The organism is Lysinibacillus sp. ACHW1.5 (assembly GCF_022014815.1).
Lineage (GTDB): Bacteria > Bacillota > Bacilli > Bacillales_A > Planococcaceae > Lysinibacillus > Lysinibacillus capsici.
Window position 1 is genome coordinate 2,430,635 of the sequence record NZ_CP091777.1, and the last position, 24,823, is coordinate 2,455,457.

The following is a 24,823-nucleotide window of genomic DNA, read 5'->3' on the forward strand; positions in this document are numbered from 1 at the left end:
TGCTAATTATTGATAGTTCTTTAACCACTCATAATGCATGTGTAGCCCCTACTTTTTAATCAATTTTAAAACCAATAATACCCATTTATTGAAATATACACTAATATATGATTAAATGTAAATTACTAGGGGATTATACTAGAATGGAGGAATAATAATGGTAAAAACAATTAAAGGTCGCATTTTTGGTTTTGCTCTACTCTCAGCTTTACTTGTTTCATTTTTCATCTATCCATCAGGTAATGTTTCAGCAGCCGAAATCAACGTTGTTCAAAACTCTACTAGTATAGACAATGTCAGTCCAGCTGCTGTGTATACTAAATATGTCACAGTTAATACAAGAACTTCAACGTTTCCACCTGGACAAATTTATCATGTTGAATGGGATGGAGATTTTAAATACGCAGGATACCTAACAAGATTTGATTATGCATACGATCCTGATGCAGGTATTTACTTTGCAACATATAAAGGAAATATTACAATTCAATAAAATTGAATAAACACCTAATCCCCTAGAGTTTTAATAAAGCATAACTAAACATCCTGGTCACTTTTAATAGAAGTGACCATTTTCTTTCGATAATCCTCGGTAAACTTAATTAATTGTCTACCTTCTCCTCGCTAATACGCTTTTGATGTCATGTAAAACTTGATTAATTTATCATCAATCTTGAATTGTTTGTCGTTTATCACTTTGTACAATGCATATTCAGCTGCTATTGACTCCCCACTTTCTTTCCAGTAATCTTTCTGTTTTATTAAATCCTCCAGTGGTTTTAGCAGCCTGTAGACAAACTCAATAAAGTTTGTCTACAGGCTGACACCTTCTTCTCTGTTTTAATGAAAATTTGATTTATTTAGTAAAGTCCCAAAGGCAATGTTCACATTTTTTAAGAAGCTTCTTTACAAATCATTAGTAAATTGCCATCAAGATCTTTAAACACAAAATAAAAATTATCCTGAATCTCTGTAACAAGTTCAACATTATTTTCTCTCATATATTGATAAGAAGCTTGAATATCATCGGTGAAAAGCTAAATAGAAGCAGCTTAAATTATTGTTTTTCATACTGAATATCGTGGTACTCGAAAGTTTCATTTGCTTGCCAATCGCTCGCATACTTCTTGAGGATCAATGTTTATCACTTTCTAAAATATGGGTACATTCTTTTCCTAAATTTTCTAAATACATCGTTAAAATCAACAATTTTCTTCTTTATTTTTCTCTAAAAGTTGCTTTATTTTATTATCTATATTTAATAAAACTAGTTTAATTTGTTTAATCTGATATTCTCTTTGTAACATCTGCTCATATTTTTCTTGAAATATAACTTTGATTTCAAGCAGATTTTGTAATTCTTCTTTTGTCAGTTTTTTATTTTGATCAATATTTTCCGACCAATCAAAAAGCATTTTGATTTCTTGAAGAGAAAATCCTGTTTGTTTAAGTTTAAGTATTGCTTCCACTGTATCAAAGTCTTTCTTGTTATAATTACGGTGCTTATTTTTAATTTCTGGATGCAATAAATTCATTTTTTCATAATAACGTATAGTATCTTTACTAAGACCAGTACATATTGCAAATTCACCAATTTTCATTATGATCCCCTTCTATAATATAAATTTATAAACCATTAGGGTAATTATACAATGGAAAATGAAACGAATGATATGATGGCTGAATGTAATTCGTCCATTTGTTAACCGCCCTTCTGAAACTGCCAATATATGTATCAGGATAAATGCAATTATCAGTAATATAAACATCCAGTCTTTGTTTGGTAGACATAATATTAAGAGAATACTAATTGATACGATAATAAATATGAATGTTCGTACTTCAAATCCAACTTCTTTCCATTTTTTTATCCCAGCCACCCCTATTAAAACCGCGTATAACACAATTAGTATAGTTGTCATAATGACCATCCCCATCACTCCATTCTTTGATTTTATTCATCTTAAAAGATGGAGCCAACTCCATGTCAACAGATAATAAACAACTTACTTTCACTTACAAATAGGCTAAGAAATAATTCCATTAAGCTAAAGTATCATCATCTTCGTCACAAAACACCCTAGTCTAGCTCTGAACAAGCTTTGGTTTAATTTCAAAGTAAAAGAAAAGCCTCCATTTAGGAACCTCCCTAAATGTTTTTTTAATTGCTTAATTAGTACAACCGTGCTAAAATAAATACATGAGTAAAAAAAATAACACAACTAACCAAAAAGAAATGTCATTTATTGAAAAAGCTCGTAGAACTCAAATTGTGGAATGTGCTATCGAAACCATTGCAGAGGTGGGTTACGCTCAAGCTTCTTTAGGTCAAATTGCAAAGCGTGCACAAATCAGTAAGGGGGTTATCTCCTATCACTTTGCAAGTAAGGGGGAATTATTAGAGCAAGTAATTTATGATTACTATATGGCATGTCAAGCTTATACTGCTCCTCTAATAGAAAATCAAAAATCTCCTATAGATAGGCTTAGCGTTTATATTGAATCAAACCTTAGATTCATAGATGAAAATCGGCAGCATGTTTTCGCTGTCATTGAAATTGTTTCTAATGAAAGAACTGCTGATGGCAAACTACGATTTGCGGCGGATCATGATGATACTATTTTTCTTCCCATTGAAAACATACTTACGCTAGGAATGCAAGCGGGTGTCTTCCGAGAATTCACCAAATTGGCTTCAAGAGTAATGGCGTTAACGATACGAAATTCCATTGATGGATTCACTATTGAATTAATGAGAAATCCCCAGTTAAATGTTGAGGAATATACGAGAGAACTGATTACAATATTTGATAAATCAACGAAAAAGTAATAGGTCAGACTTGAGGAGGATAGGTATGTATTACTATGAGGTAATTTGTTCTAGTTGTAGAAACAAATTCAGAGTATACGAGGGGTCACTGAGATTCAGACAGTTAAAGGAAAGAACCGATAAGATTTTTCGTTGCGAAGAATGTTATAGCAAAATTCGTATGGATGCCATTAAAAATTTCTTTAGATAGCTCTTTCAGCCGATCTTGAGAATAATAAAAGGAAGTACAAGTTAAATAAGTATAAAGCCCAGGCTCAAAATTAATGAGTATCTGGGCTTTGGTCAGTCGTTTCTTAAAATGCCTATTCATGTGTGGATTAAGAATTTGCTGCTGATATTCTACTTTGAACACAAAATCTTTGCAAAAATAAAAAGCCATCAAGAACCAGGAACAACTATTACTGCCCCATTCGATTGCACCCATCACATATAAAAAGAACACCTATGTTAGGTGCTCTTCTGATCAATTTTTCTTGTTTAAATCATCTGGATAAACTATCGTGTTAATTACATCTCCATTTGATTCATCTTTAAAAATTACTTTGACTTTATAATCCTTTTCATCTACACCATTAAATAATTGATAGTACATACCTGTTAAAGCTAGTCCGAATGAGGCCATTGTGTCAAGACTATTATCAAATTCTTCTTTGTTTACAGATAAAGTGAATTCTGAAAAGGATTTGTCATAGGTTACATCTTTAATAGATTTGAACTCTTCACTTGCTTTAAGCTCATCTACACTTGCTAGAATGCCTTCTTTTAAACCTTTCATCATTTCTTTATGTTCTGTTTCAGACATTTTATAAGTTAAAGAACCATCCTCATTTTTACTGACTTCCTTCATCCCACTGCTTTTTGCCTTTGAAATAACAGAATCAATGTCCTGACCCTCAAAAAATAGAGCTGGAATAGTTACTTCTACATCTCCACCATCTTTGCTACCTTTTTCCTGGCCCTCACTACAACCAGAGATCAAAACACCTACTAATATAAATAATGGTAGAATCCATTTTCTTGCCATTAAATCTCCTCCTCATACACCAATATACAGAATATGAAGAGATTACACTATACTTTATTAACATAAAGCTCTATTTCTTAACCGCTTCTATACATGAAAAATCATTTCTTTTTTGAGAAACTGATTTTTTTATCGTTATCTTAATGTGTTGGGTGACGTTCCACATCCTAAATAAAATCTATTTCTTACTAAGTGTTCAGTGCTTAATTTTATAAAATTCAACACGTACTTTGATATAATCAATCATGCGTTGTTTTACATTTGTTTTTTTACATTTTCTTCAACAAAGGTTGTGATGAATTTTTATGTTTGCAGTACTTTTGGCTATAAGTATTGGAGCTATTCTTGCTGTGCAAACAGCCATTAATGCTCAATTAAGAAAGTTTGTGATTTCTCCTTTTTTAGCTTCAATGATTTCCTTCACTGTTGGTGTCATCTTCTTAACTATTACATTAGTAAGTAGTGGTTCATCATTGGGGATTCCATTAGATTTATTGTTGAACCAACCTATCTATATATGGTTGGGGGGAATTGGTGGCGCTATTGCGATAACTACTAACATTCTCTTGTTTCCTAAATTGGGAAGTGTGCAAACAACTATCCTACCGATCTTTGGAATGACTCTCATGAGTATGTTAATCGATCATAATGGCTGGTTTAATGCAACACAATATTCCTTTGGATGGAATCGAATCTTTGGCATATTACTAGTCTTACTAGGCGTCCTTTTAGCTACAGCTATACGAAGCAAGAAAAATGAACAGTATTCTCCCCAAACAAATAAGGAGAGTGTGCGGAATCTATGGATTTGGCGCATAGTAGGGATTCTAGCAGGAATGTTACTAGCTATCCAAATCGCTGTTAATGGACAATTAGGAAAAGTTCTTCACTCTTCTTCTCATGCTGCCCTTGTTTCATTCTTTGTTGGTACTATTACCTTGATTATAATTGTTGGGTTAAAAGATCGATCTTACACAAGTATTAAAGAGCCTTTTAAACAAGCTGCTCCTTGGTGGATATGGATTGGCGGGATCTTAGGAGGATCTTATGTTCTCATCAATGTATTTCTTGTCAATCAAATTGGAAATGGCCAAACTGTAGTTCTTGCTTTATTCGGTCAAATCACTGGTAGCTTGCTGGTACAGCAATTCGGATTGTTTAACTCGCTAAAGAATAGAATTCAACCATTACAAATGATTGGTTTAATGGTGATGATAGCTGGGGTATTTTTAATCAGGATATTTTAAATAATTTTCTTTGCTATCCTTGATCGATAAAACTCTTTTTCAAGAATGGATGCGACATTTCCCCAAAACATAAAACCAGAGTTCATCTACAAAATGTAGCATAAACTCTGGTGACAATGGTGGTCTAACTTTATTTTATGAATTGCCTCATGATTATCTCTTCGCCGATACGTCCTATTAGCCTTTCATTCGTATCTTCAAACCCTACCTTTACATATAGTTTCTGTGCTGGTATATTATCTTTGTCTACAACTAAAACAATTTCATCACAATTAGGAAATTCTGCTTTAACAAACTCAACTAGTAATGTCATTCCTTGTTTTGCATAGCCCTTCCCTTGTTCTGTATGATTAATTGATAATGCAGATAATAGCATCGCATTTCTATTCGTAGAATATTTCTTAACTCGTTCATTTGCATTTAGGAGAAAGAAACCAACAGGTGTATTTTCACTTAGAATTACAATGCGATGCTGTCCTTCATTAATTTCCTCAAAATTACTCGGCAGTGCAGAAAATTGTTTTTGCTCTTCAGTAAGTACAAAAGCGTTCAGTCCTTGCATATATTCACTTGAAAAATGTTTTAATTCAACCTTCTTCAGTTTTTCCATTACATAATTCTCCATTCACTTTTTCTATACTTTACCACTTTATTAGGGTGTGGTCATTCATTTATTTGAAATTTCGAAAAACAACACGTTCGTTAGATAAATAAATCACGTAAAAAATGCCCAGGCTCAACATTAATTTGAGTACCTAGGCTTTGTTGTTACTTAGTATATTCATCCTAATACCGTTTTTGGATTTGCCGCTAACACGCTACTGGCTTCATGTTGTACTTTTGTTAGCAATGTATGTAATCTTTACTTGATTTCGTTCACTAACACTGCAGTATTTGGAGCAACAATCGCTTCAATGCCCGAAGCTTTGTAGCTAACTCGAATTGACTCGTTGCTTTTATATAAATGGAAAGTATCCGAACTAAAAACAAATTCCCCGTTCTCATCTAAAGTCGGTGAATAGGTGATATCATAATGGAACTTTATGTCCTTTGCATCGGCTGGCATATCTGGTTCAGGTTGATAATCCTCAGGAACTTCCGTTGTAACGTATCTAAAAAATAGTTGTATGTCGTTTTCATCTATTTTTTTCCAAAGGTCATATGTATTTCCTTGTGCCTTCATACCATCAAAATAAGTTGTTTCCTTTTCTTTATCGGTAAGGGGCAGATAAGGAACGGCTGCTTTTGCTAATTCCGTTATTTTTATTCTTTTCGTTTCTTTCCCTGCGGCATTATAAATCAATAGTGTTTTGTCTAAACTTCCAAACAAATCATCTCTTTTTCCAACCAGAAGATGGTTTTGAAAGGTTAAAAAAACCTCATCAGGTTGCAACTCTACATTATATTGATTTACAATTTTATTCATCTCTTTAGTCATTAAATGTTCTTCAAGGATATATTTTAAATTTCCAAATCCCAAAAAAGGAATGATTGCAGCGATGATCATGCTTAAAAACAACAAACCAAATTTTTTGGCTAAACTAATTTGGTTTTTAATAAAGATAATGGGAATACCCACCGCAAAAGTAAAACCTAATAAGCCAACATATGCAAAAAATTGCATCAACCCTAATTCATCTATTTCGTACATATTAATATATACACACACACCAAGTAGAACGATAGCGATTAATCGTATCAATTGATTTTTCATACTATACTTCCTTCCTTCTACAAACCTCTAAAAGCTATGGACGCACTAAGAAAAGATCGGATAATTTCTCTACAATTGTTTGTCTATTCTCAATTATCAGCCGTGTTTTTCCTTCATAGTTTATTTTGGCTTTTTAATTGTCCCTAAGTTTAGAACTATGTACCATTTTTACGTTTTGTAATGACTAATTAGCATTCTATTTCTATTCCAGTTCCATCGAATACTTTACCTATCAAATCTTACCAATGTCTCACCTTATTTTATATAGGTAATTTTTTCCTTTCTTATAAATAGAAGGAGCCAGGAGATCTGAGTATCATTTTTATAGTATATATCAGCAAGATAACTCGTTACTTATGAATACTACTACTCTTGAGGATCAATATCACAAGTGTATCTCTACCTTCTCTAAAATTATAAAAGACACCAAGTATTAATATCTCAATGGATTATTTACTCTTGGGTATTGTTACAGGGATAGTGGCAACTATTAATATTAATCCTAGATAGAGAGGATATTTTAAACATTCATTCGTTGAATACCCCAATAAATAAGGCATACCTATTATGGCCATTACTACTCCAACTACAAACAAACCCATTTCAATTTTTCTGATCATATTTTTCCACCATCCCTTAACATTTTACCCCTACAACCAGAGAGGCTTTATCTAAGGAGCTTCTTTAAAATAAAAGACACCCCTCGGAAATAAGGAATGTCTAACTTTTTATCTATACACATCTAACAGATTTAACAAATATCTTTCTAATTCATTAATCGCAAACAAAACTTCCTTATGAAGTCTATCCTCGACAACGCTATCATCATTAAAGACCTCTAAGTATTTATTCACTTCTACAAAGAATTTTTCATACTCCTGTAAAAACTTATCAATCGTTTGATCACCAGGTGTTACAGATAAATAAATTGTTTTAAATAAATTAAAATCACTATACGCATTACTTAAAAAATAGATAGCCAGTATTCTATCGTTATTAATATACAATTTCACAAAAGATAGATTTTGTTTTAATTTTTTCAATGCATTGATAAGATTATTCGTTTGCTTCAACATATTTGCCGTATTACTATACATCTGATAATCACCTCCATCTTTATAATAAGCAGAAAACCAACAAATTGGAATAATTTTCTGCAAATTACTAGCTGAAAACTTCCTTTACAATACAATTAAATCGAAATATTAATTAATAATGCTAAATGTATGACAGAAAGGACCCCCAATGGATAAATAATGGATCTTGAAAAGCTATTTTTAAATTCATTTCGAGGATGCCTTTCAAAAAATAAATGCAGGATTGCATGAATGATAAAGAATAGATCAAGGACCCAAAAAATGATGGTTTGATAGTGACTGAAAAGTAAGGAAAGGATTAATACGTATAGAAACAGGTGAATAAAAGTGAATACTTTATAAGCCTTTGAATCTTCCATATCTTTAAGTATTATAAACAATCGCCACTCAGAGCATCTTATTGCATCCATTTCGTGCAAAAGAAATAAAGAAAAGTTAAATAAAAAAAGAACGAGTAATAAATCAGGCATATAAAACCTCCTACAGACTATATACCAAATATTACTATAAAACAACTTTCGAAATACTAAGTAAACATGCCTAAATATGTCGATTTGTAGGCATATGGAGGCTTTCATTCTTTCCCTTATATTAAGCAACATAACCTTTTTACTTCATTCATTTTTGCATAAAGACATTTAAATCCATTTTACATTTAGTTCCAAATGATATTTTATCAAGTGGGCACCATTCTAAAATTGTCCACTTTCCTTGAGTAATCTTCTAGAAGTAAACAAAAGCACACAATCAGAAGGCTTTTCGTTGGTAAATAATATGTGTAATTCCCCAAGAAATAATATAGATTAGCATAATAAAAAACGTCGCCCCTGTATATAAAACCGTAACGGATGTATTATCAACAAAATCAATAATTGTTGTTAAGTGTTCATTCATATACAATGCAATCGGTCTTGAAATCCAAGTTAAGAGGATAAAGCTAATAAGTATAACCGTTGTAATATAACCCTGTTTAAATATCTGAAATAATGGGAAGGTAAGCGCAGCAAATAGTAAGAATAAGCCACTACCAATGGCAATGTCAGATACCGTAAAATGTTTATTGAAAGCTAGCAGCGCTAGACTTGTAACACCTATGGATAAAATCATATAGACAATCGCTCCAAGATAGCGGGATGCGATAATTTCTGTACGTGTGTATGGCAAGGAGTTTAATAATATATTCGTCTCAACTTTTTCATCGTATGCATATGTGTTAAAGGGAATAAAAATACTGGCGACCAGAAAAATTAAAACGGGTGGTGCCCCCAACAAAATAAAAACTAAGATAAAAGGAATAAAAAGTAATAGCTGCCTTTTCTGTAGTATGACATCGCGTTTAATTAAATTAAGCATGATGGATGCCTCCTTTAAAGTAATACATGATATCTTCCAGAGAGGCACGTTCAATAATAACTGTGTCTCCAAAAATATTTTTCGCTGCTTTAATATTATCCGTTAATGCTTCAAATCCTGTGGATGCACGATGAACATGGACAAATGCTTTTTCAGTGTCTCTATCAAGTAGATTCAACTCACCTTTAACGAGCGCATAGTTTTCAGCTACATCGTGTATAGATTGATTAAATACTAATTCCCCTTTCTGTATAAAAGCTATGTAATCTGCGATACGATCTAAATCAGTTGTAATGTGCGTAGAAAAGAAAATAGTGCGATTGCCATCAACCATTAATTCCTGTAATAGATCTAACAGCTCCCGTCTAAAAATGGGATCTAATCCTGCTGTCGGCTCATCCATAATGATTAGCTCTGCATGATGTGAGAGGGCTATTGCTAATGAAGCCTTCATTTGCATCCCTTTAGAAAATGTTTTTATTGCTTTGTTAAGTGGTAATTCGAATTGTTCTACATATTGATAAAATATTGTATCGTCCCAGCGTTTGTAAGCAGGTGCAACTATACGTTTTATATCTTTTAAGTTCAACCCTTCAAAAAATATATTGCCATCGTATACAAACCCAATGCGCTGCTTAATCTCCTTCTCATGCGTCTTGTAGTCTAATCCGAAAAGCTTTACTTCTCCAGCATCTGGCCTTAATAGATTCATCATCGTTTTTATCGTTGTAGACTTACCAGCTCCATTTGCTCCAATGAAACCCGTTACAAAGCCTCGCTTTACCTGTAAATTTATATGATTTACGGAAAAGCCCTTGAACCTCTTTGTGACATTCTTTAATTCAACTACATTTTCCATCCCTTTCACTCCTCGTATAAAATCTTCAATAATTCCTTTAGCTCATCAAGTGACAGGCCTATTTCTCTGCTATTCGCAATGACCGCACTCAGTTGTTCCTCAATAACCTTCAGCTTCTTTTCCCGTATAACCTCCAAATTTTGCTCCGCTACAAAAGATCCTTTACCAACAATGGAATAGATAAAGCCCGCCTTCTCCAATTCTTCATAAGCCCGTTTTGTCGTTATTACACTAATTTGTAAATCCTTTGCGAGGTTACGCATGGAAGGTATAGCTGTACCCTCCTGTAGTTCACCTGCTAAAATAAGTGATTTAATTTGATTCGTAATTTGTTCATAAATTGGCTCCTTTGAACTGTTCGAAATAATTATTTGCATGCCAATCCCTCTTCTTTATTTTTTTGAGAATATCGTTGAAACAATATTCCCTAGTGCTGCAATCAGTATAGCAATAACATGGATTGTGATGAACATATTAAAAAAAGGAAAGGAATAAGGCGTTATCCATTCGGTGAAAAGCCTCGAATCCAAAATCCATCTTCCCATTCTGGCAACTAAATTATTACTATCGTTCATGTTCGGCTCCAGATTAGTGCCATCGACCGCGATAAAGATCAATTGAACAATTAAAAATATACCAATAGTAATGATCCATCGTTTTAACAGATTACTTTCATCCGCTTTTTCAGTGCCTATCACTTAAACAATTCCCCCCACAAATTCGTTATATTGTATATATACTATATAAACATTATATACACAAATAAAAAATTTGTTCAACCACTTTTTTTAAAAAGGAAATTTTATACCATGAAACGATCTATGACATTCAAATACAAAGAAGGAGCCTGTTTTGATAGCTATTATCAAAACAGGCTCCTATTAACAACTTGCCATTCATTGTGTCTTGTCATTCAAATATGTTCATTCTACAGTTGCAATCTGATAATTTATGATATAATGAATCATCTGACTAAATTGGCAAGACAATGGCTGTAGCGTGTGACGACGCTGCGGCTTTTTCTTTGTTTTTTCCTTACGTGGTTAATTTAAATATTTACCCTGCTTGGGTAGTGCGATTTGTTCAAAATCATCGACAAGTTTTTTTAGGTTGCTTGTCAGTTCTTCGCCCTTCATTGGTAATCCGTGCCCTGTGATGGCAACTGAAGGTTTTAGTATTGCTAATTTTTCGATAGATGCTCGAGCAGCCAGCCAATCTGTTGTAAAATATTGAGGGGGACCACTGATTTCTTTTGTCTGCGTAATCACCTTATAAAGAGATTCTTGTTTGACCGTAACAAATGCATCCCCAGCAATAAGCACCTTATCCTTCTCACGGAATAAAGATATATGCCCTGGTGAATGGCCAGGCGTATGAATCCATCTGAAACCTGCCATAAATGGAACACTACCATCAGAAGGTAAAACTTTGAGGTTACCACCTAAATTTATAGCTTCATTTGGAAAAATAGGTGACATTTTAGCAACCAAGCCGTTATTTACCGTTGGATCAGGCTCGGGATAATTTTGTTTTCCAGATAAAAAGGGTATTTCCAATGTATGCGCATAGACAGGAACATCCCACCGCTCTATTAATTCTATGAGTCCTCCGACATGATCAAAATGACCGTGAGTCAGTATGATTGCCTTCGGTCGAGACTTAGAACCATAACGTTCTTCAACAACTGAAATGATCTCATCCGCACTTTTGGGCATCCCCGCATCTATTAGCACAAAATCTTTCATCTGCGGTTCACCATAAAGTACAATATTTACAATTTGAATCGTGTATTGATATAAATCAGGTAATATGTCTATACCTACACCGCTTCCAACAGAAGTTGCTGGGATAAATTTATAATCGTCCCCGTAATTCAAATTCTTGTCCATTTTAAATCATCTTCTTTCAATTAAGTCATTGGAGGTTCAAGCATTAACTATATGAAAATGCCACAACTATTGATGATGGCATACGCATACTTACCTTCTTACTTCTTTTCTTTTTTATTGAAGGGCTGTTCTTTCTGTTGCTCTTGTTCCTCTTTTACTGCTTCTAATTCTTCAGGATTAAATTCCATTGCTATTTCTTCTTGCTCTACTTCATTCTTTTGCTTTTCTTTTGTCAAAACACTCACCTCCAATATGCTTTAAAGTGGCCTTCCTAAAGAAAATCTATACTTTTCACTTTTTCAAAGCTACATTAAACGTATAACTAAACAGAAAACACCCATTCTATAAGTGCGTAGTGTTTCACTACTTAAAGAGCTGCAGAGATTTCTTTCTCTGTGGCTTCTTTTAATTTTTACATTAATAATTTTATTAAAAGTGAATTTTACTTATTTTTTCAGCCATACTAACATGGCTTTAATGGCGAAAAATAAGAAAAGGATGTGTACAGATGGGTATTCTTGGTGGAAATCCAAAAGATGAACCGTTGCATTATGGTGAGGTATTTAGTGTTTGGTCGGGTTTAATTGCAGACTATGGCATGATTTCTGGCTATCAAACGTTTTATAATCATGCTGGTGATGAAGATCTTAAAAAAATTATTGAAGATATCATCGAAACATGCAGGGAAGAAGTAAAGCAATTAGAAAAAATTCTAAAAACAAACGGGATCGCACTACCTCCTGCATCACCTGAGAGACCTGTAGCAAGACTGGAAGATATTCCTCCAGGTGCAAAGTTTAATGATCCAGAAATAAGCGCTGCCCTTACTGCTGACGTTGCAGCTGGATTAGTTGCATGTAGTCAGGCAATGGGTACTTCTACTCGTGAAGACATCGCATTAATGTATGGGCAATTCCATATGGCTAAAGCTCAGCTTGGCGCAAAACTTTTACGTTTAAACAAAAATAAAGGCTGGCTTGTACCACCACCATTACATGTTAATTATCCTGAAAAATAAAGACTCATTCGCTTAATTAGTACAGTACTCAAAGACACGTACGTATATATGGAATAAGTTCTAATTAGAAATTTAGAGACAGTACCCTTTCAATCGTACTAGAAACTGTAAGGGTAGATTTGGGGCATCATACCAGAGATGCCAAATAACTTAAACTAGCTGTAGCGTTTGTCGACGCTGCGGCTTTTTGAATGTATAAATTGACTATATGTACACAAACTATTAATAAGTGTATCGCACACACTTTTATAGGCTGTGGCGTTGGTTGACCGTCATAGTCTTATTTTTATTTTAAAGGCAATAAACTATACACAATGAGTTAACTTTTCATATAAATAGTAGTTTTAAGCTAAACTAGTTTAACTTGTACCTCCCGAATTGTTACTTAGGGTCACTTTCAGCCGAGTGACCCTTAAATATTTTTCAGTTATTTAAACCTCGTTTCTATACTTTACATATTCTAGGTTCTCGAAAGGAGGGACTTTCATATGGGATATGAAGTTTACGGTTCAAACTATGGCAAGCATGATAATTTATCATTCGCTCTAATTGTTGTCCTCTTTATTCTTTTAATTATTGCTGGCGCTACTTTCTTATATCATTAATAATTACCTTCTATTATCCTCAAATATTCATGCTATGATCAAAGGGTCGTCTTCCACCCTGGTGACCCTTTTTTACTACTTACTTTGTAGCATAGAAGAATATATGTAGAAGCTTGCATATGTAAAGTTTGTAGCTTACATAGTGTACTAATCTAACAAGCAGTTCATAGAATATATCAAGCATAATTTTGGCTAAAAATAACGAAGGAGAATGTCTATGAGCATTGATTTTATTACACTTGCCCCAACAGTCATGCAGGTGTTTAAAGCTGGAGATGCAAATCCCAAAAAAGTAAAGCGCATTGTTTATGGACAAGCTAGCTCAGATGCAAATGGAATAGCAACATTCTACTTTACAGACAATGCATTAGTGAATGGCAGTCCTCTCTTATCTACTCTTGACTATGCAGTGGCAAGTGTATACTCGACAAATTCAACAATAAACTTAAGACCGAGGGTTCAAATGAGAGAGAAGAATATTAGTGGAAAATATGTCTCTGCTAATATTACAAATATTAGTGGTGTGACAGTATTAGGAATTAATGTATTAGGATCGGAAAATCCAGTAAGTGGCGTGATTGTAGATTTTATGATTTTAGGTAGTTTTGATTTGTAAACAGATCATACTGAACAAACTCCCTCGTGTTGCTTTTACATTCTTCTTGGTAAAACCTCTTATCCTCACTTCTTTCATCGAGAATAAGCAAGTAACAAATGTATTTTGATATGTAATGAGAAAAAATAAAGACAAAGTCGAAAAAATCGACTTTGTCTACTGAAACCACTCTATTTAAGAATGTTTTTCTTCATTTAAAAATTAAAGTTTAACGATGTTAGCAGCTTGTGGTCCACGTTGACCTTCTTCAACTGTGAATTCAACTTTTTGACCTTCTTCAAGTGATTTGAAACCTTCACCTTGGATAGCTGAGAAGTGAGCGAATACGTCTTGTCCGCCTTCTACTTCGATGAAACCGAAACCTTTTTCTGCGTTAAACCATTTTACTGTACCTTGTGTCATTTAAATGACCTCCAATAATGTTATTAAATAAAATCATACTACTTCCAAAGAAAAAAATTCACATATTACAAAAAGTAACTAACAAAACACGATTACTCTTTGTAATATGTGAATTTATTATTTCTTTAAGAAAGATTCTATTACATACAGTATATGATAAAAAATCGTATTAGTCCAGTGTAAAGTGAATTTTTTTATCAATGAAGGCTAAAACCTGCACGTACCACCATTTTTAAAGGTTAAAATTAGTCATTTCACCGCCATTAAGTAGCTAGAGACAATTGTTTTTGTATTTCAATAGCGACATTCCTTACCTCATTAATCCGTATAGTTTTTGAAGCTGAATATTACATTTAAGGACTTAATTGCCCTATGCATCCTTAGGCTCCACATGGACATGCACTTCGTAAACCCCTTGCTCTTCCACCATATTTTTCTCAACAACCGAAGCAACATCATGTGCTTTCGTGATATTTAACTTTGCATCTACAAGTATAACGACATCAATTACCTCATTATTCCCATAATTTCTTCCTCTGATTTCTTTCAATCCTTTAACGCCATCTATTTTTAAAATAATCTCTTTGTATGTTTGCAGAATTTTCTCATCAAATCCATCTGATAGTTCATGAGAAGCTTCCTTAAAAATCTCCCAAGCTGTTTTACAAATAATGAAACCTACCACAATTGCAGTTATCGTATCTAACCAAGGCATATGTAGTTGTGACCCTAAAATTCCTACAGCGGTTCCAATACTTACCCAAGCGTCTGACAAGTTATCTTTAGCTGCAGCCATAATGGCCTTACTATTGATTTTTCCAGCCAATTGTTTGTTGAAACGATAGACAAAATACATCACCAATGCTGATCCTACCCCTACATAGGCTGCGACCATATCCGGCGATTCTTTACCGCCTTGAAAAATGGAAGAAAAACCACCGACCAATACTTGAATACCAACGGCCATCATAATAAATGATGCGACCATCGATGCAATGGTTTCACTTTTCCAATGACCATAGCGATGATCATGATCTGCTGGTTTTTGTGAAAGCTTTAGTCCAATAAGTACTGCAATAGAGGCAATAATATCTGTCGTATTATTCAACCCATCCGCTTTTAAAGCTTCTGAACCACTCATATAACCAATGCCAACTTTTATGATAGATAAAATTATATAGGCAATAATACTGATAATGGCACCACGTTCACCTAATTTAAGATTATTATATCTTTCTGCTTCCAATTTACTTACCTCCCACTTACGTACCTTATCATCATAACAACCCAATATCGAGTGGGTCTACAGCAACCTTTTTGCCTTACTATACATAAGTAGGCGGAAGATAAAAGTGTTGATGTGGGGAAAAAATAAAGCCCTTAGGAAGAAACGCTGTCACTGGTTCAAAGCCTAGAAATTATTATACTAATCGAATAAAATAGTAGTGTATCTGTTCTTTAAGATTTTTTCCTCCAACGAACACACCTAACAAACCTTGGTCATTTCCAATTTCGGGAATGACCCTTTTTTAGGTACTTATAAGCACGTAGAAAAACCTTGCCACAACTGTAGCAAGGCTTAGAAGAATTATCCTCGTAGAAACCCGCCCTCTGAGTGGATTATTTGTCCAGTTATCCATGTAGCCTCCTCGCTAGCAAGAAAGCTAATCACCTTGGCCACATCCACTGGTGTCCCAATCCGCCCCATTGGAAATTTAGGTAATAGATAGCTTCTAATCTCATCATTCATCCATGTAGAATCTGTTGGCCCTGGATTGACAGCATTGACGGTAATGCCCAGCGGTGCTAGCTCCTGTGCTAATGATCTAGTAAAGGCTGAAATTGCCCCTTTCGTTGCCACATAGGCTAGCTCTCCCATCATAGGACCTAAATCTTGACCAGATGTCATATTAATGATTCTTCCTGAATTTAAATTAGCTTTTTCAAAAAGACGTGCAAATTCCACACAAAGTAGTAAGGTTGATCTCATATTCACCGCGTAATGCTCGTCTAATGTTTGAGCATCTAACGCTAGATAACCATCTTGTGCTGAATGGGCAGCATTATTCACTAAAATGGAAGGTACACCTAGTTTTTCGAAAACCGTTTGGAGTATCCTTTTTGGAGCTTGAGAATCTGATAAATCAATTGACATTTCTTCACATGAAACACCCATACTCAAAATTTCCTGTTTGAATTCTCCTATCCACTTACGATCAGCATGCCAGTGTGTGAAAAAAACATTGACACCGTCCGTAGCCATTCTTCTACAAATAGCTGTTCCAATATCTTGAGGGTGGCTTGCACCCGTAATGATTGCTATTTTACGTGTTGTTTTATTCATTTCTTTTTACCCCTATGCTTTTTGATGGTTATTGAGATTATGAATAAAAAAAGAGCATTACCATCATGGTCTGCTCCGTTTTTAGAAATACAAAACCCTTACACTGCACATCCTTTGAAAATGACCACCATACCTAGACATACACCCTAAGCTACAGAAATTGTCACATGTAGAGTATGTATTCCCCTCTTCATTTAACTGAATTCATACCAAACAAAATTCGTGATAATTTTCTAATCTAAAATTATAATCTTATTTTGAACATCAATAGAAAAGTTTTCTACATCAAATTGATGCTGCTTTATCATATCTTCCGCTAACTGTTGAGCCTTCTTTTTAGCCTTGTGATTTTTTTCTTCTGTTAAATTAATGCTTACTTGAATTCCTTCAGACGTCATACTATGGTCAATGCTGAAAGTCCCGAAATCTTGGGCAAACATCTTCTCAAATAGATTGGCCATGACATCATTATAACTGAGCCGAGTTGAGATCGCTTCTGCTGGCTCATAGAGTTGCTTTAACGTTATTTGAAAAGAGATGGGGTTTAATTCATTAGCTTTGATAACGTCCAGCATTGTTTCCTCTATGTGTTGCTTTGTCTTGTGATCGACCTTGTCGGGTAATGACACAAGGAGCTCTATTTTTCCATTAGGTGAAATTCCGTAATCTAACAGAAAGCTATAGGATTCTTTGCGCAATGTATAAGAAATCTCACTAATTAAAAATTGATATTGCTGAATATAACGCAATAATTCATCATTACTAGGCTGTGACATAGAAACATTGGTTTTTTCAGCATATTGAATAGGTGCATTTGCCAAAAAGAAAAATGCACCACAAACAATGCTTAAAAGTAGAAACCATAACGTAAACAACCTTTTAATAAACATGTATAGCCCCCTTATTCGGGACTATATGCCAACTATCGAAAGTAAATTACGGTAGAATTTTATAAAACAACACACGATCTTGATTTTCACCACCATAATTACTATGAATGGACATATTATCTATCACCTTGTCACCTTTTTCCATTCTAAAACCCAGATTCGTATGGAAGGCGATGGATACTTCATTAATAGGCGACGTGACACATTTCACAATATTTCGATGGTATTGCTTCACCACATGAAAGAATACATCATATAATCTTTTTGCAATATTCTGTTTTCTATAATCAGGATGGACCCCAACAAAATGGATGAACGCTTCATTTGTTTTAGACTGCGATAAAAAGCCAATGAGGAAGCCGATAATCTCGCCATCCTTCTCCATAATTAGGCTTGTATTTGTAAAGTGATCAAAAAATAATTTAGGCAGCTTATCTGACATATTCCTACCACCCCACCACTCATTAATCAATGGAGATAAAGTATAGTAATCTGAACTCTGTACACTACGAATGTTCATGGAATCCCTCCTCCTTTTCAAGTCATACAACAGATTTATGGTCTGAATGTATCTACAGCTATTATATAAATGGTGACAATCACCATAGCATACCCCACTAAAAATGCATATTAAGTTATTGTGCTGAGGCTCATACAAACTCAAAAACAATCACCATAACCAGATATGGATAAAACAATGTAAATGAATACTATCTTTATACCCTCCATCTAGGAAGGTTAATCCTACTCTTATTTTACCCTACCATTTATTTCAATATCAATGGTTCTATTATACCTTTGCCATCACTAATGCCTTTAACGTGTTACTTAAAGCCTGAATGTGGTTCGTGGTGTCTGTCATGCTTACGAGAAGCTGATTTTCATCCTCCACTGAATGTAGAATAGCACCAGTAGAAGCTGCATTTTGCTCCGTCATGTGATTCAGTTTTTCAATTTGCATTTGGATTACCTCAAATTGTGAGATGGCACTACTTAATTCCTGCATCCCTCTTGTTAAATCTGTATTCGTTTCTGTAAAAGAATCCTTTAAATTATTAAAGAAATGACTGACATCCTGTAAAAGCTGTTCACCATGCTGGAGTGCCTTTTCACCGTCATCAGAACGCTGATGAGCCTCTGTTGATTTTTCAAACAAGGTTTTTGTCACATTGGTAATGCTGACAGTAATTGCAGCGCTTTCCTCTGCTAGCTTACGCACCTCATCTGCTACAATGGCAAATCCCTTTCCATGTTCCCCCGCTCTAGCTGCTTCTATCGCGGCATTTAAGGCCAATAAATTAGTCTGTTCTGCAATATGGGTAATCCCCTTTAATAGACTATCCACCGTTTGTAGGCTGTATTGAAGCTCTTTGACAGTTTCCACTGTTGAGCCCATCGCATAACTCATGACGCTCATTTGAGTCATGGCATCCTGCATTTTATCCCATCCTGCTAATACTTCTTGTTGTAGCTCAGTAGATTTAGCGACCGTATCCTTCGAAATCGTCAATGTTTTATTGACAAAATGAACCGAGTCGCCCATTGTGCCGTGAATCATTTGCAAACTGGATGCCTCCTGCTGAATACTTGCAGAAATATCCTCTGTCGCTACTAAAATTTGCTTACTAGAGCCAGAAATCCTTTGCATTGTTTGTTGGAATTGCGTGACATGCTTGTCCAATGCCTGACTGCTCTTTTCAATTTCCTGAAATGTATTTTGTAGTTGATTGAAGGATGCACGCACTTCATTTTGCTGGATTTCTGCATGTTGAATCAGTTCATTCCCCCATTTTGCCAGCAAATAAAAAGCTATAATGACCCCATTCATAATTGCCAGAAGTGTCACAAAGACAATGGTATCATCAAATGGGCCTAACAATGATGACGAGTTGACCATATATAAAATGAAAAAACTAAAATTGGTTAGAATCCCAAAGAAAACAATCAATTCTTTTTTAAAATACAGGGCAATAATGGCCACTGTGCACAGTAAAATATAATGTTTATTTAATGAGAAGCTATCAAGCAAAAATAAGGTAAACACAACACTTGATGGAATGAGGCCAAAAATAAAGCCTTTGACATACGTTTTTATAGGTAAAAAATAATTACATACCGCTAACGCAATGACAGCTAGCCCGATCAATAAAAAATGGATGCCCTTTGATAGAATCATAGGTCCGCATATTAGAATGGCCAAAATTGAGATAATAGCCAAATTGACACGATGAACTTTTCGTGTATCATAACGAAGTTTATGCTCCATTACTATCCCCCTTAAAAAATGAATAGACATTCAGTTAAATTTTCTATTATTATATAGTATAACAACTACTTTTTGTAGCTAAATATTGCATTTATAAGCAGAAATAGCTTATTTTTGAAATAAAAGGGGGAAATTGAATTGACTAGCGTCCAACAAATTGCACCAAATTTCTACTGTATCGATACACATGATTTAGGTCGAGAGCAGCGAACAAGCTCCTATCTATTAATCGATGAAAAGATTGCTCTCATCGAAACTTCGGCCAGTCCATCCGTACCTTATATTATGGAAGGGTTACAGAAATTAAATATTGCAGTAGAGGATATAGACTATGTCATCGTGACACATATTCATTTAGACCATGCAGGCGGAGCAGGGTTATTTTTGCAAAGCTGTCCCAATGCTAAATTAGTGGTTCATCCACGAGGCGCAGCCCACATGATTGATCCAAGTCGTCTTATCCGCAGTGCTAAAGGAGTTTATGGCGCTGAATTTGACCGCCTTTTTGATCCAATTGTGCCCATTGACGCTGCAAAAATTATAGAAGTTCATCACGAACAGCGTTTACAATTAGGTCAACATCAATTAACGTTTTATCATACTGAGGGACATGCTAAGCATCATGTTTCAATGCTTTATTCCGCTACAAACGGCTTGTTTGTAGGAGATACCACAGGTGTTCGCTATCCCGAAATGGATGAGGAAGCAATTGATTTAATCATTCCGTCCACCTCTCCAAATCAATACAACCCTGAAACAATGGAACAATCCTTAAAATTGTACGAAAAGCTACAAGCAAGTGAATTATACTTCGGTCACTATGGGGCTTATAAAAATCCAGCTGAAGCCTATCGTCAGGTGCGCTATTGGACACCGCTCTTTTTAGAAGAAGGTAGAAAAGCGCAAGCAGCATCCAGCCAGTTCCAAGAACAAGTTCACTACTTAGATGCTCGCTTAAAGGAACTTTTATTCAACTATCTACAGGAAAACGACATTCCGTCCGATCATCCTGTCTATCAAACCATCCCATTCGATACCATTGTGTCCGCAATGGGCATACTGGATTACCTCGAAAAAGTAAATGCACAGGTTCCACTATAACGGCAAAAAGAGGTGTTCCCAATGACATTGGGAACACCTCTTTTTTAGAAGCGCTTGCAGTATTGGTCAAAGCGATCTTTTTTGTAAACCTGAGTTTTATCAGGTAAACCCTGCTCGTTTTACATCGCACAGCGCTCATGCCCTGTCAGAGCTTCCCTATCCCCATAAGTGTCCTCATGCCTTTAATTGATCTAGAACTGCTTGAAAATTTTGTTGCTCCCCTACTTCACGAAATAATTGAAAGGGATTGCTCATTTTTTTCATGCGCGCCATGACAAAGGGAATCGTAAAAAGTGTTGGTGTTAGGTTTTCATTGACCTCCTCCCATAGAAGCGGTGTTGCTACTAAACCCATTTCATTGCCCCGAGTAGAATACGGGGCAATGATAGTCTTGCCCTCTGCATGCTGGACATAATCTAAATATAATTTTTCATGACGATTCTTCTTTAAACGCTCAATTGTATATAAATTTGGCTTTTGCTCACATAAAAAGCGACAAACAAACTCTGTAAAAATACGTACCTCTTCATAAGTAAATGTATTTGCGGGTAAAGGAATATACAGCTGTAAACCTTTTCCACCTGATGTTTTGACGAAGGATTGGAGCTGAAAATAATCAATAATGTTCTTTAAATCAAGTGCGCCTGAAACGGCTAATGAAAAATCTTGTACTGAGGGAGGATCTAAGTCGAAAACGATTTCTGTCGGGTACGGAGAATGATGTGTTTGAAATGGAATGTGGAACTCTAATGCCAGCTGATTTCCAAGCCACAATAACGTTTCCAAGTTATTACATACGATATAATCAATATCATCCATCACAGCTGTTGCCACAAAATCAGGCATTTTTTCTGGTCTACTTTTTTGATAAAAACTTTCACCTGGAACACCATGTGGATAGCGTATTAGCGTTAGAGGGCGATCCTTTAGAAAAGGCATTAAATAGGGCGAAATATTTTGCAAATAGAACAAGTATTGATCCTTTGTAATACCCATATTCGGCCATACAGGCTTGTCTGGATGTGTGATAGCAACTGAATCAGGGATAGGATACAGTTGACGTTGCATGTGCAGCCAATGACATTGCTCAGGTGCTATCTCTAATCGAAAGGCATGAAATCTAGGTTCCCGAAGCTTACTACCATCAAAATCAATACAGGCAATATCAACACAAATCGAAGGCTCAAGTGCCCATAGCTCCTTTTTACGCAGTCCATTAGTCTGAAAGAATTTGACAAGTGTTTGATGCTCTTCCTCTGTCATCCCATGCTTAAACGTAACGACTTCTCGTAATTCATTGTCCTCAAAAACTGCACCATGAAAATAACTATTGCTATGGTCATATTGTGTGACAATGACTGTGACATAACGCCAATTTTTTATCTTTAACCAATGATTTGATCGTATGTTTTCAAGCCATTTACTTGTTTTCTTCTTAGCAACAATGCCTTCCCCATTGTAAAGCTTGATGGACTGCCATATGCTCTCATGCTCCTCACTACCATGTATGACTTGGATAGGCGTTGGATTCTCATAGTTTACGCTTGGCCATTTGAACTTCGTCGCAAGCTTGACCAATTGCTCCTTTCGCGTTTTTAAATAGTGGTTTTGGAGAGATTCTCCTTTAAGGGTTAAAACATCAAATGCTAGATAGTGAAAAGGACATGAATGAGCATGTTCCTGAATCACGTCTTGATTTTGCATTCTCCCCCTCTTCTGAACAACGGCAAAATCACTTTTATAATGATTGCGTAAATAAACTAACTCCCCATCCAAGGTTAGGGGTAAAAAGGTTTGGATGGATGTATATATTTGCTGACAAAAAGCTAAAATTTCGGGAAACAGGTGATTTAAATGTCGCCCATTTCTACTAATGAGCTTCGGCTCCTCATCCCAAACTAATAAGCAGCGAAAACCATCATATTTTGTTTCAAATAGCCATTCATCTCCACTAGGAATATCGTTTGTTTCCGATAAAAGCATTGGTTTCATTTCACAATACCTACTTTGCTTTTTATATTCAGTGTTTGAAGATTTCATTTTAAGATACATAAAAAACCTCAAAATACATCATAGTAAGAAAAACGAGGTGACAACAATGCATACAGTGTGGAAAGGCAGTATTTCCTTTGGACTTGTTAATATTCCTGTGAAACTACATGCTGCAACTGAAAATAAAGATGTCAAATTGCGTCAGCTTCACAAAGACTGCCATACGCCGATTAGTTATAAAAAGGTTTGTGAGGGCTGTAACCAAGAGGTAACAGATGAGGATATCGTGAAGGCTTATGAATATGCCAAAAATAAATTTGTTGTGTTGGATCAAGAAGATTTAGAAAACTTGCGTAAGGAAAATGAAGATAAGGCTGTGGAAATTATTGATTTTGTGCAATTAACTGAAATCGATCCAATCTATTTTGAACGCACCTATTTTTTATCACCCGATTCGACGGGAGCCAAAGCCTATTCATTGTTACGAAAAACATTAGAACAATCAGGGAAAATAGGCATTGCCAAAATCGTTATCCGCTCTAAAGAGCAACTTGCCATTGTGCGTGTTTATCAAAATGCCCTTGTGATGGAAACAATTCACTATCCAGATGAGGTAAGGAGCATTGGCGATGTCCCTAATATTCCAAGCGAACAGGATGTAGTACAAAAGGAGCTCGATACAGCCCTCATGTTAGTGGAACAACTAACAACTACATTCAACCCTGAAAAATATACAGATGATTACCGCAATGCTTTATTAGAACTAATTGAAGAAAAGAAAGCTACAAATACGATATCTACAAGCGATAAACAACGTCCAATTCCTGAAAATGTCACGGATTTAATGACAGCTCTACAGGCCTCTTTAGAAAAAACAAAAAAGCCCGCTACAAGAAAACGGACTACACGTACAAAGAAAAATGCCTAAGAACAAGCGTATCCTGACATCGGGATACGCTTTAGAATTGTCGAAAATAGGAATCTAAATCCTTATTGCGCTGAATCATTAAAAGTTTAGCCAATACAGCATGTTGCTGTTTAAAGAATTTAGGCTTTCCTACCCTTTCAAAGCGTTTATTCCAACGAAACATTTTAAAAAAGATCGAAAAAGTAGGTTGATAGTGAGCTTTTTCGAAGCCCATTTTTTGTTTTATAAATCTTTTTATTATACGAAAGACTCGAATTTTATAAGGCGTATCGAGAAAGATAATGCAATCAGCTTGCTGGAAGCTATCAACAACCCACTCCTCCTGATGGATCCCCTCTATAATCCAACTGTTCGTTTGGAGAATGGTTTGTAAGTGCTCCTTTTTTTCTTCATCTGTTCTTAGAATATCCCCTGATTCCTTTCGCATCCATGCCACATTATCAAGCTCATAATAAGGAATCTGCAAGGTTTTAGATAACTTCCTCGCCAATGTCGTTTTCCCACTGCCAACGGACCCAATGATATGTATTTTTTGTGGAAACGCTTTTGTCACAGAACCCCTCCATTGTATGTACCTTTGTAGAAATAATTCCTTTATTATACAATAGATTTCAACTTACATAACGATAGTTTCCCAAGAACATTCGT

At 35.1% G+C, this 24,823-nt stretch carries 29 protein-coding genes; 9 read left to right on the forward strand and 20 right to left on the reverse strand.

What is annotated here, in order from left to right; translation table 11 throughout:
• Nucleotides 1–157 precede the first annotated feature (157 nt).
• Complete coding sequence (locus L6W14_RS12090) at nt 158–493, forward strand: hypothetical protein (RefSeq protein ID WP_054550262.1); 336 nt, start codon at nt 158–160, stop codon at nt 491–493.
• Nucleotides 494–1,202: 709 nt separating this feature from the next.
• On the opposite strand, the gene L6W14_RS12095 is transcribed toward L6W14_RS12090, so the two are convergent.
• A complete protein-coding gene (locus L6W14_RS12095) occupies nt 1,203–1,601 on the reverse strand; it encodes a MerR family transcriptional regulator (protein WP_131520109.1) in 399 nt (132 codons plus the stop codon).
• Nucleotides 1,602–2,200: 599 nt separating this feature from the next.
• Here L6W14_RS12095 and L6W14_RS12100 point away from each other — a divergent pair.
• Nucleotides 2,201–2,830, forward strand: a complete 630-nt coding sequence (locus tag L6W14_RS12100; RefSeq protein ID WP_131520108.1) for a TetR/AcrR family transcriptional regulator — start codon at nt 2,201–2,203, stop codon at nt 2,828–2,830.
• Nucleotides 2,831–2,855: 25 nt separating this feature from the next.
• On the forward strand, nt 2,856–3,020 hold the full coding sequence (locus tag L6W14_RS12105) for a DUF2197 domain-containing protein (RefSeq protein WP_131520107.1): 165 nt from the start codon (nt 2,856–2,858) through the stop codon (nt 3,018–3,020).
• A gap of 273 nt (nt 3,021–3,293) precedes the next feature.
• On the opposite strand, the gene L6W14_RS12110 is transcribed toward L6W14_RS12105, so the two are convergent.
• Entirely contained in the window at nt 3,294–3,854 is a 561-nt protein-coding gene (locus L6W14_RS12110; protein WP_131520106.1) for a hypothetical protein, read from the reverse strand.
• 305 nt (nt 3,855–4,159) lie between these two features.
• On the opposite strand from L6W14_RS12110, the gene L6W14_RS12115 reads away from it, so the two are divergent.
• Nucleotides 4,160–5,101, forward strand: coding sequence for a DMT family transporter (locus L6W14_RS12115; RefSeq protein WP_237898095.1), 942 nt, complete (start codon nt 4,160–4,162; stop codon nt 5,099–5,101).
• Between the two features lie 130 nt (nt 5,102–5,231).
• Here L6W14_RS12115 and L6W14_RS12120 read toward each other — a convergent pair whose 3' ends face one another.
• The 10 genes from L6W14_RS12120 to L6W14_RS12160 form a co-directional block, all read right to left on the reverse strand.
• Nucleotides 5,232–5,711: a GNAT family N-acetyltransferase gene (locus tag L6W14_RS12120; protein WP_054550269.1), complete on the reverse strand. Its 480-nt coding sequence runs from the start codon at nt 5,709–5,711 to the stop codon at nt 5,232–5,234.
• Between the two features lie 252 nt (nt 5,712–5,963).
• Nucleotides 5,964–6,815 (reverse strand): hypothetical protein, encoded by an 852-nt coding sequence (locus tag L6W14_RS12125; RefSeq protein WP_237898096.1) that lies wholly within the window; start codon nt 6,813–6,815, stop codon nt 5,964–5,966.
• Between the two features lie 728 nt (nt 6,816–7,543).
• Nucleotides 7,544–7,912, reverse strand: a complete 369-nt coding sequence (locus L6W14_RS12130) for a hypothetical protein (protein ID WP_237898097.1) — start codon at nt 7,910–7,912, stop codon at nt 7,544–7,546.
• A gap of 95 nt (nt 7,913–8,007) precedes the next feature.
• A complete protein-coding gene (locus L6W14_RS23195; protein WP_311199625.1) occupies nt 8,008–8,514 on the reverse strand; it encodes a DUF6713 family protein in 507 nt (168 codons plus the stop codon).
• A gap of 145 nt (nt 8,515–8,659) precedes the next feature.
• Nucleotides 8,660–9,265, reverse strand: coding sequence for an ABC-2 transporter permease (locus L6W14_RS12135; RefSeq protein ID WP_054550271.1), 606 nt, complete (start codon nt 9,263–9,265; stop codon nt 8,660–8,662).
• Nucleotides 9,258–10,124, reverse strand: a complete 867-nt coding sequence (locus L6W14_RS12140) for an ABC transporter ATP-binding protein (RefSeq protein WP_048392631.1) — start codon at nt 10,122–10,124, stop codon at nt 9,258–9,260. Before L6W14_RS12140 ends, L6W14_RS12135 begins: the two co-directional genes overlap by 8 nt.
• A 5-nt stretch (nt 10,125–10,129) precedes the next feature.
• Nucleotides 10,130–10,501 carry a GntR family transcriptional regulator gene (locus L6W14_RS12145; RefSeq protein ID WP_004225203.1) on the reverse strand — a complete coding sequence of 124 codons (372 nt, stop codon included), beginning with the start codon at nt 10,499–10,501 and terminating at the stop codon, nt 10,130–10,132.
• Nucleotides 10,502–10,516: 15 nt separating this feature from the next.
• Complete coding sequence (locus L6W14_RS12150) at nt 10,517–10,822, reverse strand: YfzA family protein (RefSeq protein ID WP_237898098.1); 306 nt, start codon at nt 10,820–10,822, stop codon at nt 10,517–10,519.
• Nucleotides 10,823–11,167: 345 nt separating this feature from the next.
• A complete protein-coding gene (locus L6W14_RS12155; protein WP_066037309.1) occupies nt 11,168–12,013 on the reverse strand; it encodes an MBL fold metallo-hydrolase in 846 nt (281 codons plus the stop codon).
• Between the two features lie 98 nt (nt 12,014–12,111).
• Nucleotides 12,112–12,249, reverse strand: a complete 138-nt coding sequence (locus L6W14_RS12160; protein WP_155483390.1) for a hypothetical protein — start codon at nt 12,247–12,249, stop codon at nt 12,112–12,114.
• A gap of 272 nt (nt 12,250–12,521) precedes the next feature.
• Here L6W14_RS12160 and L6W14_RS12165 point away from each other — a divergent pair, with 272 nt between their 5' ends.
• From L6W14_RS12165 to L6W14_RS12175, 3 genes are all read left to right on the forward strand, one after another.
• Nucleotides 12,522–13,031, forward strand: coding sequence for a DUF3231 family protein (locus L6W14_RS12165; RefSeq protein WP_237898099.1), 510 nt, complete (start codon nt 12,522–12,524; stop codon nt 13,029–13,031).
• Nucleotides 13,032–13,519: 488 nt separating this feature from the next.
• Nucleotides 13,520–13,636, forward strand: coding sequence for a YjcZ family sporulation protein (locus L6W14_RS12170; protein ID WP_004225198.1), 117 nt, complete (start codon nt 13,520–13,522; stop codon nt 13,634–13,636).
• 217 nt (nt 13,637–13,853) lie between these two features.
• Complete coding sequence (locus tag L6W14_RS12175; protein ID WP_131520099.1) at nt 13,854–14,252, forward strand: hypothetical protein; 399 nt, start codon at nt 13,854–13,856, stop codon at nt 14,250–14,252.
• Nucleotides 14,253–14,453: 201 nt separating this feature from the next.
• On the opposite strand, the gene L6W14_RS12180 is transcribed toward L6W14_RS12175, so the two are convergent.
• The 6 genes from L6W14_RS12180 to L6W14_RS12205 all read right to left on the reverse strand — a co-directional run bounded on the left by L6W14_RS12180 (nt 14,454) and on the right by L6W14_RS12205 (nt 20,154).
• The gene (locus L6W14_RS12180) at nt 14,454–14,654 is read right to left on the reverse strand and encodes a cold-shock protein (protein ID WP_004225195.1); all 201 of its coding nucleotides are present in this window, start codon (nt 14,652–14,654) and stop codon (nt 14,454–14,456) included.
• Between the two features lie 370 nt (nt 14,655–15,024).
• Entirely contained in the window at nt 15,025–15,900 is an 876-nt protein-coding gene (locus L6W14_RS12185; RefSeq protein WP_131520098.1) for a cation diffusion facilitator family transporter, read from the reverse strand.
• Between the two features lie 342 nt (nt 15,901–16,242).
• On the reverse strand, nt 16,243–16,998 hold the full coding sequence (locus L6W14_RS12190) for an SDR family oxidoreductase (RefSeq protein WP_237898100.1): 756 nt from the start codon (nt 16,996–16,998) through the stop codon (nt 16,243–16,245).
• A gap of 233 nt (nt 16,999–17,231) precedes the next feature.
• A complete protein-coding gene (locus L6W14_RS12195; RefSeq protein WP_131520096.1) occupies nt 17,232–17,888 on the reverse strand; it encodes a hypothetical protein in 657 nt (218 codons plus the stop codon).
• 46 nt (nt 17,889–17,934) lie between these two features.
• On the reverse strand, nt 17,935–18,408 hold the full coding sequence (locus tag L6W14_RS12200; RefSeq protein ID WP_131520095.1) for a GNAT family N-acetyltransferase: 474 nt from the start codon (nt 18,406–18,408) through the stop codon (nt 17,935–17,937).
• A gap of 270 nt (nt 18,409–18,678) precedes the next feature.
• A complete protein-coding gene (locus L6W14_RS12205; RefSeq protein ID WP_131520094.1) occupies nt 18,679–20,154 on the reverse strand; it encodes a methyl-accepting chemotaxis protein in 1,476 nt (491 codons plus the stop codon).
• A gap of 138 nt (nt 20,155–20,292) precedes the next feature.
• Here L6W14_RS12205 and L6W14_RS12210 point away from each other — a divergent pair, with 138 nt between their 5' ends.
• Nucleotides 20,293–21,255 carry an MBL fold metallo-hydrolase gene (locus L6W14_RS12210; protein WP_237898101.1) on the forward strand — a complete coding sequence of 321 codons (963 nt, stop codon included), beginning with the start codon at nt 20,293–20,295 and terminating at the stop codon, nt 21,253–21,255.
• A gap of 174 nt (nt 21,256–21,429) precedes the next feature.
• Here the strand turns inward: L6W14_RS12210 and L6W14_RS12215 are convergent, their stop codons facing one another.
• The gene (locus tag L6W14_RS12215) at nt 21,430–23,247 is read right to left on the reverse strand and encodes a DNA ligase D (protein ID WP_237898102.1); all 1,818 of its coding nucleotides are present in this window, start codon (nt 23,245–23,247) and stop codon (nt 21,430–21,432) included.
• Between the two features lie 106 nt (nt 23,248–23,353).
• Here L6W14_RS12215 and L6W14_RS12220 point away from each other — a divergent pair, with 106 nt between their 5' ends.
• Nucleotides 23,354–24,175: a non-homologous end joining protein Ku gene (locus L6W14_RS12220; protein ID WP_004225181.1), complete on the forward strand. Its 822-nt coding sequence runs from the start codon at nt 23,354–23,356 to the stop codon at nt 24,173–24,175.
• A gap of 31 nt (nt 24,176–24,206) precedes the next feature.
• Here L6W14_RS12220 and L6W14_RS12225 read toward each other — a convergent pair whose 3' ends face one another.
• The gene (locus tag L6W14_RS12225; RefSeq protein ID WP_237898103.1) at nt 24,207–24,728 is read right to left on the reverse strand and encodes an AAA family ATPase; all 522 of its coding nucleotides are present in this window, start codon (nt 24,726–24,728) and stop codon (nt 24,207–24,209) included.
• Between the last annotated feature and the right edge of the window lie 95 nt (nt 24,729–24,823).

Coding starts and splice junctions, on each gene's coding strand:
- L6W14_RS12090 (WP_054550262.1), top strand. CDS start 158: ATGGTAAAAACAATTAAAGGTCGCATTTTTGGTTTTGCTCTACTCTCA.
- L6W14_RS12095 (WP_131520109.1), bottom strand. CDS start 1,601: ATGAAAATTGGTGAATTTGCAATATGTACTGGTCTTAGTAAAGATACT.
- L6W14_RS12100 (WP_131520108.1), top strand. CDS start 2,201: ATGAGTAAAAAAAATAACACAACTAACCAAAAAGAAATGTCATTTATT.
- L6W14_RS12105 (WP_131520107.1), top strand. CDS start 2,856: ATGTATTACTATGAGGTAATTTGTTCTAGTTGTAGAAACAAATTCAGA.
- L6W14_RS12110 (WP_131520106.1), bottom strand. CDS start 3,854: ATGGCAAGAAAATGGATTCTACCATTATTTATATTAGTAGGTGTTTTG.
- L6W14_RS12115 (WP_237898095.1), top strand. CDS start 4,160: ATGTTTGCAGTACTTTTGGCTATAAGTATTGGAGCTATTCTTGCTGTG.
- L6W14_RS12120 (WP_054550269.1), bottom strand. CDS start 5,711: ATGGAAAAACTGAAGAAGGTTGAATTAAAACATTTTTCAAGTGAATAT.
- L6W14_RS12125 (WP_237898096.1), bottom strand. CDS start 6,815: ATGAAAAATCAATTGATACGATTAATCGCTATCGTTCTACTTGGTGTG.
- L6W14_RS12130 (WP_237898097.1), bottom strand. CDS start 7,912: ATGTATAGTAATACGGCAAATATGTTGAAGCAAACGAATAATCTTATC.
- L6W14_RS23195 (WP_311199625.1), bottom strand. CDS start 8,514: ATGTTGCTTAATATAAGGGAAAGAATGAAAGCCTCCATATGCCTACAA.
- L6W14_RS12135 (WP_054550271.1), bottom strand. CDS start 9,265: ATGCTTAATTTAATTAAACGCGATGTCATACTACAGAAAAGGCAGCTA.
- L6W14_RS12140 (WP_048392631.1), bottom strand. CDS start 10,124: ATGGAAAATGTAGTTGAATTAAAGAATGTCACAAAGAGGTTCAAGGGC.
- L6W14_RS12145 (WP_004225203.1), bottom strand. CDS start 10,501: ATGCAAATAATTATTTCGAACAGTTCAAAGGAGCCAATTTATGAACAA.
- L6W14_RS12155 (WP_066037309.1), bottom strand. CDS start 12,013: ATGGACAAGAATTTGAATTACGGGGACGATTATAAATTTATCCCAGCA.
- L6W14_RS12165 (WP_237898099.1), top strand. CDS start 12,522: ATGGGTATTCTTGGTGGAAATCCAAAAGATGAACCGTTGCATTATGGT.
- L6W14_RS12170 (WP_004225198.1), top strand. CDS start 13,520: ATGGGATATGAAGTTTACGGTTCAAACTATGGCAAGCATGATAATTTA.
- L6W14_RS12175 (WP_131520099.1), top strand. CDS start 13,854: ATGAGCATTGATTTTATTACACTTGCCCCAACAGTCATGCAGGTGTTT.
- L6W14_RS12180 (WP_004225195.1), bottom strand. CDS start 14,654: ATGACACAAGGTACAGTAAAATGGTTTAACGCAGAAAAAGGTTTCGGT.
- L6W14_RS12190 (WP_237898100.1), bottom strand. CDS start 16,998: ATGAATAAAACAACACGTAAAATAGCAATCATTACGGGTGCAAGCCAC.
- L6W14_RS12195 (WP_131520096.1), bottom strand. CDS start 17,888: ATGTTTATTAAAAGGTTGTTTACGTTATGGTTTCTACTTTTAAGCATT.
- L6W14_RS12200 (WP_131520095.1), bottom strand. CDS start 18,408: ATGAACATTCGTAGTGTACAGAGTTCAGATTACTATACTTTATCTCCA.
- L6W14_RS12205 (WP_131520094.1), bottom strand. CDS start 20,154: ATGGAGCATAAACTTCGTTATGATACACGAAAAGTTCATCGTGTCAAT.
- L6W14_RS12215 (WP_237898102.1), bottom strand. CDS start 23,247: ATGAAACCAATGCTTTTATCGGAAACAAACGATATTCCTAGTGGAGAT.
- L6W14_RS12220 (WP_004225181.1), top strand. CDS start 23,354: ATGCATACAGTGTGGAAAGGCAGTATTTCCTTTGGACTTGTTAATATT.